Source organism: Thalassospira sp. CH_XMU1458, from assembly GCF_037027205.1.
Taxonomy (GTDB): Bacteria; Pseudomonadota; Alphaproteobacteria; order Rhodospirillales; family Thalassospiraceae; genus Thalassospira; species Thalassospira tepidiphila.
On the sequence record NZ_JAYMDW010000001.1, the window covers coordinates 1,310,729 to 1,324,388 of the forward strand.

10 protein-coding genes are annotated in these 13,660 nt (G+C 55.7%); 4 read left to right on the forward strand and 6 right to left on the reverse strand.

All coding sequences use genetic code 11. The annotated features are described in order from the left end of the window. Positions 1–248: 248 nt before the first annotated feature. The 5 genes from WBY09_RS05890 to WBY09_RS05910 form a co-directional block, all read right to left on the reverse strand. On the reverse strand, positions 249–1,256 hold the full coding sequence (locus WBY09_RS05890; RefSeq protein WP_197145651.1) for a siroheme synthase: 1,008 nt from the start codon (positions 1,254–1,256) through the stop codon (positions 249–251). Beyond that, positions 1,228–3,936 (reverse strand): nitrate reductase, encoded by a 2,709-nt coding sequence (locus WBY09_RS05895; RefSeq protein WP_197145649.1) that lies wholly within the window; start codon positions 3,934–3,936, stop codon positions 1,228–1,230. Before WBY09_RS05895 ends, WBY09_RS05890 begins: the two co-directional genes overlap by 29 nt. Further along, on the reverse strand, positions 3,926–4,276 hold the full coding sequence (gene nirD / locus WBY09_RS05900; protein ID WP_197145647.1) for a nitrite reductase small subunit NirD: 351 nt from the start codon (positions 4,274–4,276) through the stop codon (positions 3,926–3,928). Before nirD ends, WBY09_RS05895 begins: the two co-directional genes overlap by 11 nt. 5 nt (positions 4,277–4,281) lie before the next feature. Further along, the gene (gene nirB, locus WBY09_RS05905) at positions 4,282–6,753 is read right to left on the reverse strand and encodes a nitrite reductase large subunit NirB (RefSeq protein ID WP_286791965.1); all 2,472 of its coding nucleotides are present in this window, start codon (positions 6,751–6,753) and stop codon (positions 4,282–4,284) included. A 369-nt stretch (positions 6,754–7,122) separates the two neighbouring features. Beyond that, complete coding sequence (locus tag WBY09_RS05910) at positions 7,123–7,401, reverse strand: hypothetical protein (RefSeq protein ID WP_336232247.1); 279 nt, start codon at positions 7,399–7,401, stop codon at positions 7,123–7,125. 127 nt (positions 7,402–7,528) lie between these two features. Here WBY09_RS05910 and WBY09_RS05915 point away from each other — a divergent pair, with 127 nt between their 5' ends. The 3 genes from WBY09_RS05915 to WBY09_RS05925 all read left to right on the forward strand — a co-directional run bounded on the left by WBY09_RS05915 (position 7,529) and on the right by WBY09_RS05925 (position 10,752). Then, positions 7,529–8,836 carry an MFS transporter gene (locus WBY09_RS05915; RefSeq protein WP_252723971.1) on the forward strand — a complete coding sequence of 436 codons (1,308 nt, stop codon included), beginning with the start codon at positions 7,529–7,531 and terminating at the stop codon, positions 8,834–8,836. A gap of 149 nt (positions 8,837–8,985) precedes the next feature. Further along, positions 8,986–9,573: an ANTAR domain-containing response regulator gene (locus tag WBY09_RS05920; RefSeq protein WP_008889538.1), complete on the forward strand. Its 588-nt coding sequence runs from the start codon at positions 8,986–8,988 to the stop codon at positions 9,571–9,573. 3 nt (positions 9,574–9,576) lie between these two features. Continuing rightward, the gene (locus tag WBY09_RS05925) at positions 9,577–10,752 is read left to right on the forward strand and encodes a CmpA/NrtA family ABC transporter substrate-binding protein (protein ID WP_336232250.1); all 1,176 of its coding nucleotides are present in this window, start codon (positions 9,577–9,579) and stop codon (positions 10,750–10,752) included. 53 nt (positions 10,753–10,805) lie between these two features. Here WBY09_RS05925 and WBY09_RS05930 read toward each other — a convergent pair whose 3' ends face one another. After that, entirely contained in the window at positions 10,806–11,462 is a 657-nt protein-coding gene (locus WBY09_RS05930) for a TetR/AcrR family transcriptional regulator (protein WP_197145641.1), read from the reverse strand. Between the two features lie 148 nt (positions 11,463–11,610). Between WBY09_RS05930 and WBY09_RS05935 the strand changes: the two genes are divergently transcribed. Further along, positions 11,611–13,647: an NADH:flavin oxidoreductase gene (locus WBY09_RS05935; protein ID WP_197145640.1), complete on the forward strand. Its 2,037-nt coding sequence runs from the start codon at positions 11,611–11,613 to the stop codon at positions 13,645–13,647. Positions 13,648–13,660: the final 13 nt, after the last annotated feature.

Sequence of the window (13,660 nt, forward strand, 5' to 3'; positions counted from 1 at the left end):
CGACCGAAGTTTCCCCTATTACGGGCATGGCCTGTCGAACCTGGCTCTTTAAGGGCCTGCCAGATTCCAAACAACCTGAACGCGGAAGCCCTGCAAACGCGCGTTCTTCAACGCCATGCGGGTGGTCGTATTAAAGCCGGATTTTGATTTCGGGTGAGGTTTGATGTCACCTCGCTTTACACACCAAAAGCCACCAGTGGTCTTGGTCGTCGCGGGGGTGAATAACCTTCAACTGCTTGCTTTGGCCGTCAATTTCGGCAAAGGCGCAGGACGTTCATGCCCTGTTGTGTGAAGAACTGTATCTGTTTGCTGATCGCAAATCCGGCGTCGGGTATTTCGACGTGTTTGTCGCTAGACGGACTCATGCTGATGAGGGTGGCATCCCGGCGGGCCAGGGCAAGGATGTCGGGTGCCACGTCCATGTCGTGGAAAATGATATCGGCTGTTTCAATGTTGCCGGCAACACCGTGCGGGATGTCATAGGCGTTATCGGCGCTGATCGTGACTTGCAAGGATTGGCCGGATGGCACGGTTGCGCTGCTGCCTTGCGGGACAAAGGTGCGGAGTTCATGTGCGAGGTCATCGGGCGTGACTTTGCCGGTGTTGTCCGCGCGCAAGGCGTTTTGGAAAAAACGGGTCCAGAAGCGCTGTCGTGACAGGCTGTCGCTTAAATGTGCGGCGACCGTTTCGCGGGCATCGCGGGCGATCTTGGCGAGGTTTGACAAGGTTGCCGGGAACACGGTTTCAAGCCGCTGGCGTAGCATGCGTGCCAGTGCCGGTGCACAGGCACCCGTCGAGATCGTGATCATGATTGGCGCGCGATCAAGAATGGCGGGCACAATGAAATCGCAATGCGCGGTCTTGTCGACGACATTAAGCAAGATGTTGCGTCGTTTGGTTGCCGCCTCGACCCGCTTGGTCAGGTGGGGATTGTCCGTCGCGTCAAACACCATGATCGCGCCATTAATCATGGTATCGACAAACGGGGCACGTTCCCAAGTGATCTGACCGTTATTGTGCATCTTTGCAACATCATCGCAGACTTCAGGCGCGATTACCGTGATGTCGGCATGACTGCGCAGCAGAAGGCGGAGCTTGCCCGCGGCAACTTCGCCGCCCCCAAGCACAACAACCTTCTTGTCCTGCACTTTCACAAATGCCGGGAAGTAGGCGAATTTTTCGTCCGGCTGATCGGTGGTTGCCCGAGGTGCCGTGGCGTTCAGAGTGCTATTCTGCGGCGCGCGGTAATACGTCATCGAGAATCTCCTTTATCTCCGGCACGCAGGATCCGCATCCTGTTCCGGCCTGAAGCAGGCGGCCGATGTCGGTCGCCGTCACGGCATTCTGTTCAGAGATGGCTTTGCTGATTGCGGCCAAGCCAACCGAGAAGCATGAACAAATCAGACGATCATTGATCGCCCCGGCATCGGGCATCCGCCCGGCCAAAAGCGCGTTGCGTTCAACCGGCGCGATGGCATCCGCACCAAACAGGTTTGAAACCCAGTCACGACCAAGTGCCGGGCGATCCGGGCCGACAAATAGCGCCCCGGTAATGCGATCCCCCTCGAGGCGGGCGAACCGATGGACACCCTTGTTGGCATCCGAGTATTCAATGATCTGCTCAACGTCCTTGCCTGCTGTGATAGGCAAAAGGGATTTAAACAGGATCGGGGCATCACCGGCGATTTCGTAAACCATGCTGCCCGGTCCGGTCGCACCGACCCAGTAGGGCAGTTTGGAAAGATCGACCGGTGTGCTTGAAAACAGCAGTCCCTGCCATTTGGCGTTAAATGGCTCAAGGGCGACAGGAATATGTTTGCTTTCGGGTTGGCCGGAGTGGGGGTCAACATTGGGGGGCTGTAGTCGACCAATCCCACCCGCGGCCGAGAAGACATCGTTCCAGTGCATCGGAACGAAAACCTGTCCTGGTGTTTGTGCATCCGTAATTGCCACCCGCATCAACGCAGTGCCATGCGGGCTTGTGATCCGGGCGATCCCGTCATCAGCAAGGCCGTAAAGCGCAGCATCCTTTGGGTGAATTTCAAGCAACGGTTCAGGGCGATGCGCGCTGAGCCGGGCGGCAGTGCCCGTGCGCGTCATGGTGTGCCACTGATCGCGGTAACGACCGCTATTGGCAATCAGCGGGTATTCCCGGCTGGTTTGAGATTGCGGGCCGCTGTGGGTAAGGCCAAGCATCTTGGCGCGACCACTTGATGTGGTGAAGATGCCATCGCCATAAAGGCGGGTTGCGCCATTCGCAGGCTGAGATTTGCGCGAAGCCGGCCATTGAAACGGTGCCATGCTGTCATAGGCCGATTTTCTGGCCTTGTGCCATGCACCGATATCAAAGGCACGTGTGCCATCATTTTCGAATTCTGACAGGGCGGCGTGCTCGGTAAAGATGTCGCTTGGGTCCTTGTATTTGAAAGCCTTGGCATAGCCCATGGCCTTGGCGACTTCGGACATGATCCACCAGTCCGGCTTGGCATTGCCAAGGGCCTCTCGGAAGGGGCGTTGGCGCGAAATCCGGCGTTCGGAATTGGTGACCGTGCCCGATTTTTCGGCCCAACCAGCCGCGGGGAGTTTGATGTCGGCATGGCGCAATGTATCGGTATCGTTCACCACATCTGAAACAATCACCAAAGGGCAGCGCGAAAGCGCAAGCCGGACGCGATCGGCATCCGGAAGACTGACTGCCGGATTGGTCGCCATGATCCACACAGCCTTGATTTCCCCACGCTCAATGGCGCGGAACATATCAACCGCCTTGTATCCTTCGCCCTGTTCAAGAACATCGGATTTCCAGAACCGACGCACGCGATCAACATCAATCGGGTCTTTGGGGCTCATGTGGGCGGCCAACTGATTGGCAAGCCCGCCAACTTCGCGTCCGCCCATGGCATTGGGCTGGCCGGTGACGGAAAACGGGCTTGAACCCGGCTTTCCGACGCGCCCCGTTGCCAGATGGCAATTCAGGATCGAATTGACCTTGTCCGATCCGCTTGAGGACTGGTTTACCCCTTGCGAGAACACCGTGACGGTGCGTTCAAAGGCGGCAAACCAATTAAAGAACGTTTCCAGTTTTCCCAGACCCGAGCCGAGTTCATCAGCGCTTTTATGGGTGTCGAGCCCGCATTTTTCTGCGGTTGTCTCGATATCGGGGCAGTCAGCACGTGCTTCTGCCACGGCGTGTTCGTAGCCGGTCACATGACGGGCTACGTAACGAAGATCGGTATTGCGGGTTTGATCAAGCCAGGCCAGCAACCCGTTAAACAGGGCAACGTCGCTGCCCGGTTTGATCGGCAGGTGCAGATCGGCAATATCGCAACTTGCCGTCCGCCTGGGATCAATCACGACGATCTTTGTGCCGCGCTTCTCCTTGGCCGCACGCAGGCGCTGGTTCAGCACCGGGTGACACCATGCCAGATTTGATCCGGTCAGAATGACCAGATCGGCGATTTCAAGATCCTCGTAACAGCCCGGCACAACGTCCGCGCCAAACGCCCGTTTATGTCCCACCACGGTCGAGGCCATGCATAGCCGGGAATTGGTATCGATATGCGGCGATCCGATGAAGCCCTTGATCAGCTTGTTGGCGACATAGTAGTCCTCGGTCAGAAGCTGACCCGAGACATAAAACGCCACCGATTTCGGACCATGCTGTTCGATGGTATCGCGCAGGCGCTTTGCCGTTTCGCCAATGGCATCATTCCATGCGACCGGCTTGCCATCGACTTCGGGTTCCAGCAGGCGAATATCGCGCTGTTCCTCGGCCATGATAGTATCGATCAGCGCAGCACCCTTGGAGCATATCCGCCCGAAATTGGCCGGATGATCCGGATCACCGCCCACAGCCCATCCGTCACGGGTTGGCGAAATGATCAGGCCACAGCCAACACCGCAATAGGGGCAGGTTGTTTTGACCTCATCCTGCATGGCGCAATCCAGCTTGCAGTTCGGTCAGGCCAACACGGACAATCCCATCAACGACCTTGCATTCCACCTTGGCAGCACAGCCGTCATCCGGTCCCTGTGCCTCGCCGGTTTCAAGCGAGAACACCATGTTATGCAACGGACAGGTCACGAAATGGCCATGGACGATGCCTTGTGCCAGCGGCCCTTGTTTGTGCGGGCAGCGGTCTAGCAGTGCAAAGATCTGATCATCAAGTGTTCTGAAAATCGCAATGCGATCCGTTTCGGTTTGAAGGGTGCGTGCCCCTTGCTGCGGGATGTTGGCAGCGGGTCCGACTTCTACCCATGTCAGATTGTTGCTCATCTGTCTTACTCCGCTGCGACCATCGAAAGGGGGGTGAATTCGTGCGCGTCAACGCCTTCGGATGCGCGTTCTGCCCATGGATCAATCTGCGCTGTTTTCTGACTGATCATGAAGCGTTCAAACAGTGCCTTGCGGTTGGCTTCGTCATCGACGACCCGTTCCTGAACATGTTTCAGGCCAACCCGTTCGATCCAGGGGGCCGTGCGTTCAAGATAGCGCGCCTCTTCCCGGTAAAGCTGAATGAAGGCGCCGCAATATTCCTTGACCTCGTCGTCAGAGGTGACCTTGCACAGAAGATCGGTCGCACGAACATGAATGCCGCCATTGCCACCAACATGCAGGTCCCAGCCCCCATCGGTGGCCACAACGCCGAAATCCTTGATGGTTGCTTCGGCGCAGTTACGCGGGCAACCCGATACGGCCATTTTGAATTTGTGGGGCATCCATGACCCCCAGGTCATTTTTTCCAGTTCGACGGCCATGCCCATCGACATCTGGGTGCCAAAGCGACACCATTCCTGCCCGACGCAGCTTTTGACCGTTCTAAGCGATTTGCCATAGGCATGACCCGATACCATTCCCGCGGCATTCAGGTCGGCCCAGACGGCCGGCAGGTCTTCTTTTTTGACCCCCAAAAGGTCAATGCGCTGACCGCCGGTAACCTTGACGGTGGGGATTTCGAACTTGTCGGCAACATCGGCAATCGCACGCAGTTCACGCGGGTTGGTCAAGCCTCCCCACATGCGCGGAATAACCGAATAGGTGCCGTCTTTCTGGATGTTGGCGTGAACGCGTTCGTTGATAAAGCGTGATGCACCGTGATCGACATATTCACCCGGCCACGTCGCCAGCAAATAATAGTTCAATGCCGGGCGGCAAACATGGCAGCCATCGGATGACTTCCATTCCAGTTCCTGCATGACAGCTGGCATGGATTTCAGGTTTTTGGCAATGATCAGGCGACGGACACTGTCATGATCATGATCGGTACAGGTGCAGATCGGCTTGACCGTCGCGGCCTGATAATCGCCGCCAAGGGTTGCGGCCAACAGGTTTTCGACAAGGCCAGAGCAGGATCCGCAGGATGCCGATGCCTTGGTGTGGCCTTTGACCTCATCAAGGGTGGTCAGGCTCTTTTCATTGATCGCGGCAACGATCGATCCTTTGCAAACGCCGTTACAGCCACAAATTTCTGCATCGTCTGGCAGGGCTGCAACGGCATCAAGAGGGTTTCCAGAAGATCCCCCCGCAAATGCCTGACCAAAGGCAAGTGTGTCACGCAGTTCGGTGACGTCTTCGCCGTCTTTCATCAGCTGGAAATACCAGCCGCCATCGGATGTGTCGCCATACAGGACCGCACCCTTGATCTTGCCTTCTTCAAGTACGATGCGCTTGTAAACGCCGCGACCGGCATCGCGGAAAACGATTTCCTCTGTCTCGCCGCCGCCGGAAAAATCACCTGCGGAAAAGACATCGACGCCTGTCACCTTAAGCTTGGTCGAGGTGACTGAGCCGGTATAACCATCAGTGTCTATTTCGGCCATGTGATCGGCCAGTGATTTGGCCATTTCAAACAACGGGGCGACAAGGCCATAGCATTGACCACGGTGCTGAACGCATTCGCCAACGGCAAAGATCGCCGGATCACTGGTGGTCATGACATCGTCAACAACGATGCCGCGTTCGACTGCAACACCCGCGTCTGCGGCAAGGCGCCCATTTGGGCGAATGCCAACAGCCATAACCACCAGATCAGCCGGGATCATGCGTCCGTCTTTAAGGCGAACGCCGGTAACTTTTTCACTGCCAACGATTTCGGCGGTATCTGCCTCGGTAATCACCGTGATGCCGCGACGTTCCAGTTCTTGCGCCAGAAGATAACCTGCCGACGGGTCAAGCTGGCGTTCCATAACATGGCCTGCCAAATGCAAAACCGTGACATCCATGCCGCGCGATTGCAGGCCAACGGCCGCTTCAAGGCCCAGAAGGCCGCCGCCGATGACGACTGCCGGGCCGCCCTTGGCAGCAGCACCCAGCATGGTGTCGACATCATCGACATCGCGGAAGGTGACAACGCCGTCAAGCTTGTGACCGGGAACCGGAATGATGATCGGATCAGAACCGGTTGCCAGCAAAAGCTGGTCATACTCGGTTTCGGTTCCGCTTTTGGAAATCACCACTTTGCGGTCGCGGTCGATCTTGACCACCGGGTCACCGGAATAAAGATGGATGTTGTTTTCAGTGTACCATTCCGGGGTGTTGATCACGATTTCGTCGAAATCCTTTTCGCCAGACAACAGTGGCGATAGCATGATGCGGTTATAGTTCACGCGCGGCTCGGCACCGAAAACGGTGATGTCATATTTGTCTGGCGCGCGGTTCAGGATTTCTTCAACGGTCCGCATGCCGGCCATGCCGTTGCCGATGACAACCAGGCGGGCTTTGGCGGTTCGTAATGCAGCAGTGACGTGGTTCATTTGTCTCTGGCTCCTCGTCGCGGGATGCGAATTGGCACAAAAAAACGCCCGATGCGGCCTGCCCTCAAAAGAGGCATTTCGCAACGGACGTCGTTATCCGGTGAACCCGTCTTTGGATTCTTTATATATACAATCGGCTTGTTCGCCGGAGCCGCAGGCGACACTGCCCGCGCTCTTGCGTCAATACATTCAAGTGCCGTGCCAGAATTGAAGATTGAGAAAATTATCTTTTAACAAGCTGAAAATATTGATGAAAAGGCTTGCTCGGCAGATTGGGGAACTTGGCTGGACTCACTGATGTGATTAAAAAATAATCATCAAGAAAAGTGAGTGATTTAAATTTGTGCAAAAAATAGTCATTTTGGCGCGTTAAAAAACATCCTGTGCAGATGCGGTCGTCAAATTATGATTATTTTCAACCATTTGATGGAATTGTCCCGCATCGCGGAAGAACTGGCGCGGTGTTTGCAATACCGGTTTCGTGTGAGCAGCTTTGACGAAAGCATGCCCAATGACGGGTGGCTCACAGTTCTTCGTCCAACGGCGGACGATCAGACGTTTGGAACAGCAGCGCGATGAGCGCGCAGCCTTTCCGATACGAATGACGGGCCGCCTGCGGACATCTTCCAGATGAAGCATGAGGCCCATGGGGAAAAACCGTCGGTCGTACAAAGCGAAAATCAAGCTCTGCGCGACCTAAACGAAGGGCTTCAATGTTATGGAAATCAAGAACAAGGCTACACGCATAAATCTATTCAGTCTCAAGACTGTCCAGATGCGTACTTTTCACCTCACCTGGCTTTCATTTTTCCTGTGCTTCTTTGGCTGGTTCGGGATCGCACCGCTGATGCCGCTGGTGCGCGATGATCTGGGTCTTAGCAAAAGCGAAATCGGCAGTACCATCATTGCCTCTGTCGCGATTACGGTTCTGGTCCGGCTTTTGATCGGACCGCTCTGCGACAAGATCGGCCCGCGCAAGACCTATACCGGTCTTCTGGTGCTGGGGTCGCTTCCGGTCATGCTGATTGGTCTTGCCGACAGTTATGAAACCTTCCTGCTTGCCCGTCTGGCAATTGGCTCAATCGGCGCATCCTTTGTCATCACGCAGTATCATACCTCCATGATGTTTGCGCCAAACGTTGTCGGTACGGCCAATGCCACGACGGCGGGCTGGGGTAACCTTGGCGGTGGCGTGACCCAGATGGTAATGCCAGCAATCCTTGCGATGGTTCTTGGTTTTGGCGTGGCTGAAACCATGGGCTGGCGTCTGGCGATGGTGTTCCCGGGTGCGATCATGCTGGTTGTTGCCGTGCTGTACTGGGTCTTCACCACCGATTGCCCGGAAGGCAACTATGCCGACATGCGCAAAAGTGGCGCGCTTAAGCCGGAAGACGATACTGCCGGTGCCGCCAAGGGCATGATGGCAGCCGTTTCCGATTACCGTGTCTGGGCATTGTTCCTGGTGTATGCCGCCTGCTTTGGTGTCGAACTGACGATCAACAACATTGCTGCGATCTATTTCTTCGACAAGTTCGAGCTTTCATTGGCAACCGCTGGCATGATTGCCGGTCTGTTTGGTTTGATGAACATCTTTGCCCGTACGCTGGGCGGTGTGTTCTCTGACAAATTTGCTGCCAAGGGCGGCCTTTCGGGTCGTGTGAAATTCCTGTTCATGGCACTGTTCATCGAAGGCGTCGCACTTGTTGCCTTCTCGCAGATGGAAGCACTGGTTGTGGCCGTTTCGGTGATGATCGTCTTTTCGCTGTTTGTTCAGATGTCAGAAGGTGCAACCTTCGGGATTGTGCCGTTTGTCAACCGCAAGGCGCTTGGCTCTGTTGCCGGTATTGTCGGTGCGGGCGGTAATGCTGGCGCGGTCGCAGCGGGCTTCCTGTTCAAGTCCGAAGCACTTACCTATCAGGAAGGTCTTCTGTATCTCGGTCTGGCCGTGATCATCTGCTCGTTCGCAGCTTTGGCGGTGCGTTTCTCGGCGGAAACCCAGGCCGAAGAAAAGGCGCGTTTCGATGCGGCACAGTCAGAACGTTTCGGGACTTCGGGTGCAGCGCAGCCGGTTCCGGCTGAATAAGATACGCTGTTTGATATGATCTTTTCGGGATGCGGTTCCGACCGCATCCCGAAACCAGTAATCCGGACCCGCAAACGGGGCGGAGCATATAAAAAGATACGTCAGAGAGGCGCAGCCATTTCAGGCTGTCAGGGAGTTAGGGTTAGTTGGTGAAGCTGGAAGAGTTCAATATTCTGGTGATTGACGAAAATCCGGACCGTGCGGCGATTGTCGAGCGTGGTCTGGTTGAAAGCGGCTATACCCGCGTGGCCCGTATTGGCACGTCCCACAATCTGGTCGAACGTATTCAGGCGTTGGCACCAGACATCATCATCATCGATCTTGAAAACCCCGACCGTGATACGCTTGAGCAGATGTTTCAGGTGTCGCGTGCCATTGCGCGCCCGATTGCGATGTTCGTTGATCAAAGTGACGCATCCATGATCCACGAGGCGGTGTCGGCAGGTGTCAGTGCCTATGTGGTTGATGGCCTGCGTCAGGACCGCATTCGCCCGATTGTCGAAATGGCGATTTCACGGTTCAACGTCTTTGATCAGCTGCGCCGCGAACGTGATGAAGCGCAGGCGAAGCTCAATGAACGCAAACTGATTGAACGGGCCAAGGGCATCCTGATGAAAGAAAAAGGTCTGTCCGAAGAAGATTCTTATGCGCTGCTGCGCAAAAACGCCATGAAGCAAAATCGCAAGATTTATGAAATCGCGCAAAGCGTCATCACGGCGTTTCAGTTGGAGTTTTGATGGATGGCTAATAAGGTTCGTCTTGGTTTTGTTCCACTGGTCGATTGTGCCATTCCGGTGGTGGCGCGCGCCATGGGGTTTGCCCAGCAGGAAAATATCGATCTGGAACTGGTCCGTGAAATGTCATGGGCAGCCATTCGTGACAAGCTTTCCTTTGGCATGTTCGAGGCAGCCCATCTTTTGGCGGGAATTCCGATTGCTGCACGGCTTGGGCTTGGCGGACTGCCGGTTCAGAACATCGTCGTGCCGATGGCGTTGGGCCGTGGTGGTAATGCGATTACGGTCTCGACCCAGCTTTATCAACGTATGTTGGAGGCCGACCCGAATGCGATGCTTGGGCCGCGCGGGCGGTCGGCAAGGGCGCTTAAAAAGGTCATTGATGAAGACAAGGCCGAAGGGCGCCCGATCCTGTCCTTTGCCACCGTGTTTCCGTTCTCCAGCCATAACTATGAGCTTCGCTACTGGATGGCGGCAGCCGGTATTGATCCGGACATGGATGTGAATATCGGCGTGATCGCGCCGCCGCGCATGTTTGACAGTCTGCGTAATGGCTGGGTGGATGGTTATTGCGTTGGCGAACCATGGAACCAGCGGGCGGTGTTTCACGGTGATGGCGTGATTGTTGCGCTTAAGGACGATATCTGGTCACGAAGCCCGGAGAAGGTTCTTGGTTTGCGGGAAGACTGGGCGCAGAGCAATCCGGAACTTGTTTCTGCGCTTGTGCGTGCACTTGTCCGCGCTGCTGAATGGGCAGACCAGCCAGGTAACCGTGTGGAGCTGGCCCACATACTGTCTGAGGAGGCCAATGTCGGCGCGCCATTCGAAGTGCTGAAGGCATCGCTGAGCGGTAAACCGGTATTACGTCCGGGGGAACCACCCATTGATCTTCCTGACCGTCACGTTTTTTACCGCTACACCGCAACTTTCCCGTGGTTGTCGCAGGGCTGCTGGATTGGTGAACAAATGAAGCGTTGGCGACAAATTCCCCAAGACACGGATCTTAAAGCCGTCATTCCCGATGTTTTCCGACCGGACCTTTATCGAATTGCGGTTGCCGGGTTGGATGTTCTGGTTCCGCAGGATGATTGGCGCGTCGAAGGTGCCGCAGATGCACCGGATCGATCACTTGTCGGTATGGATCAATTCCTTGATGATACGATTTTCAAGGCAGAGTTCTGAGTCCAAAGGTGGGTTTGTTCGCCCTGAAAATCTGATGAATGCCGCTTCCCGGTTCAGGGTGCAAAATTGTGCCGGGCGTAGAACCGGTTGAGTTCGCTTTGCGTCGGGGCCTGGCCGCAAAATGTTTCGACATAGCCCGGAATGCGCGCCATGCGTACGGCCAGGTCTTCGTTTGCTTTCATCGAGATATAGCCAATCTGTACCAGATAGATCGCACGGGCACGGACATCGGCCATGCGTTCATCCTGTCCGAAATGGATGAACAGTTTGGCAAGCGCATCAAGGCGTTGCTGATCGGCCTTTTCAATTTCGGCCCTGACATCGTCGGACTGCATTGACCAACTGCGCACGGCAAATTCAAGGCGCGAGTCAAACAGGTCGGGCATCAGCCAGCAATCGATGATGTTCAGCATCGCCTCCGAGACGGTTTCGGCATAGGCCTCTGTCTGTTTGATCAGATTGCCGGTGTTCTTTTCGCGCCACAGATCAAGCAGGGCACCCAGCAACTCCTTCCGGTCCTTGAAAAACCAATAGAAGCTGGTGCGTGACAGGTTCAGGCGTTTTGCCAGTGGCTGGATCTTGACGCCATCGACACCGGTTTCTAGCAGGGCGTCATAGGCCGCGTTCAGCCAAATCTCGGCCGACCCGCGCCAGCCGCTATTTTGTCCGACGCTGTTTTGCTCGGCGATATCTTCAATCTGTTCTTCCATGGACGTTTCCTTAGCAAACTGCCCGGATCGCGACAAGCAGAGTGTACATGAATGAATTCAAAATATACATCAGTGAACTTAAAATTGACATAACTGTACATTTCTGAATATCGTCATGGGCAGAGAGTCCAAACCCGGAGCCCCGCACATGTCCAACGACCCGCTTCTTCAGCCTTATCAGCTTAAACATCTGACGCTGCGTAACCGCATCATGATGACGTCGCACGAACCGGCCTATCCCGAGGACGGCATGCCAAAGGACCGTTATCGCGCCTATCATGTCGAACGCGCCAAGGGCGGTGTTGCCATGACGATGACGGCGGGGTCGGCTGCGGTATCAAAGGACAGCCCGCCGGTTTTCAACAACCTTCTGGTCTGGAAGGATGAAGTCGTTCCGTGGATGAAGGACCTGACCGACGCGGTGCATGAACAGGGTGCCGCGGTTATGATCCAGCTGACCCATCTTGGCCGTCGCACGCGTTGGGACAAGGCAAACTGGTTGCCAGTGGTATCCCCATCGCACAAGCGTGAAGCCGCCCACCGGGCCTTCCCGAAAAAGATGGAAGACTGGGATATCGAGCGCATCATCAAGGATTATGCCGATGCGGCCGAACGCATGAAGGCGGGCGGTATGGACGGGATCGAGCTTCAGGCCTATGGCCATTTGATGGATCAGTTCTGGTCGCCGCTGACCAACGAACTTGATGGTCCTTATGGTGGCAGCATCGATAATCGCCTGCGGTTCACCTTTGATGTGCTGACTGAAATTCGCAAGCGGGTTGGGCCCGACTTTATTGTTGGTGTGCGTTATACCGGTGATGAAGACCTTGAGGGTGGCTTGACCAAGGAAGACGGCCTGTCGATTTCCAAGCGTCTAAAAGACAGTGGCATGGTCGATTTCCTCAATGTCATTCGCGGGCATATCGATACGGATGCCGGTCTGACCGATGTGATCCCGATCCAGGGCATGGCGAACTCGCCGCATCTGGATTTTGCCGGTGAAATTCGTGCCGCCACAGATTTCCCGACATTCCATGCTGCCAAAATCCCGGACGTTGCAACCGCACGCCATGCGATTGCATCGGGCAAGGTTGATATGGTTGGCATGACGCGCGCGCACATCACCGATCCGCATATTGTCCGCAAGATCATTGAAAAGCGCGAAGACGAAATCCGCCCGTGCGTCGGGGCGAACTATTGCCTTGATCGCATTTATCAGGGCGGGTCGGCCTATTGCATCCATAACGCTGCCACCGGGCGCGAACTTTCGATGCCCCAAATCATCGAGGCGGCAGAAACCCGCAAGAAGGTCGTGATCGTCGGATCTGGTCCGGCGGGCATGGAGGCCGCCCGTGTTGCTGGCGAACGTGGTCATGAAGTTGTTGTCTATGAAGCCGCCCCAAATCCGGGAGGGCAGATCCGCCTGACCGCACAGAACGAACGCCGCCGCGAAATGATCAGCATCATTGAATGGCGCATGGCCGAGTGCACCCGACTTGGCGTGAGTTTTCATTTCAATACATGGGCCGAGGCCGACACGATTACGGCCGAAAATCCTGACGTGGTGATCATCGCCACCGGCGGCATGCCCGATACCGAAGTCCTGTCAAAGGGCAATGATCTGGTCGTGTCGACCTGGGATATCATTTCGGGTGACGTCAAACCGGGCACCAATGTTCTGGTTTATGACGATGCCGGGGATCATGCCGGTTTACAGGCAGCCGAACTGATTGCCAAATCAGGGGCCAAAGTCGAAATCATGACCCCGGATCGGTCCTTTGCACCGGAAGTCATGGCGATGAATCTTGTGCCCTATATGCGCAGCATGCAGAAGCTTGATACCACCTTTACGGTGACCTATCGCCTTGAGGCGGTGGAAAAACAGGGCAACCAACTCATCGCGTATGTTGGCAGTGATTATGGCGGGGTTGCCAAGCAACGCATCGTTGATCAGATCGTGGTCAACCACGGCACCATTCCGCTTGATGACATCTATTTTGATCTCAAGCCGGGCTCATCGAACCATGGTGAAATGTCGCATGACGACCTTTTGGCCGGAAAACCGCAATCGGTCGTGCGCAACCCCGACGGTGCCTATCAGCTGTTCCGGATCGGGGATGCGGTATCGGCACGCAATACGCACGCGGCGATCTATGATGCGTTGCGTCTGTTAAAAGACGTCTGATCTGTGCGGCAAG

Bases quoted from the DNA above. Each gene is read 5' to 3' on its own strand.
- WBY09_RS05890 (WP_197145651.1), bottom strand. From the start codon at position 1,256: ATGACGTATTACCGCGCGCCGCAGAATAGCACTCTGAACGCCACGGCA.
- WBY09_RS05895 (WP_197145649.1), bottom strand. From the start codon at position 3,936: ATGCAGGATGAGGTCAAAACAACCTGCCCCTATTGCGGTGTTGGCTGT.
- nirD (WP_197145647.1), bottom strand. From the start codon at position 4,276: ATGAGCAACAATCTGACATGGGTAGAAGTCGGACCCGCTGCCAACATC.
- nirB (WP_286791965.1), bottom strand. From the start codon at position 6,753: ATGAACCACGTCACTGCTGCATTACGAACCGCCAAAGCCCGCCTGGTT.
- WBY09_RS05910 (WP_336232247.1), bottom strand. From the start codon at position 7,401: ATGGGCCTCATGCTTCATCTGGAAGATGTCCGCAGGCGGCCCGTCATT.
- WBY09_RS05915 (WP_252723971.1), top strand. From the start codon at position 7,529: ATGCGTACTTTTCACCTCACCTGGCTTTCATTTTTCCTGTGCTTCTTT.
- WBY09_RS05925 (WP_336232250.1), top strand. From the start codon at position 9,577: ATGGCTAATAAGGTTCGTCTTGGTTTTGTTCCACTGGTCGATTGTGCC.
- WBY09_RS05930 (WP_197145641.1), bottom strand. From the start codon at position 11,462: ATGGAAGAACAGATTGAAGATATCGCCGAGCAAAACAGCGTCGGACAA.
- WBY09_RS05935 (WP_197145640.1), top strand. From the start codon at position 11,611: ATGTCCAACGACCCGCTTCTTCAGCCTTATCAGCTTAAACATCTGACG.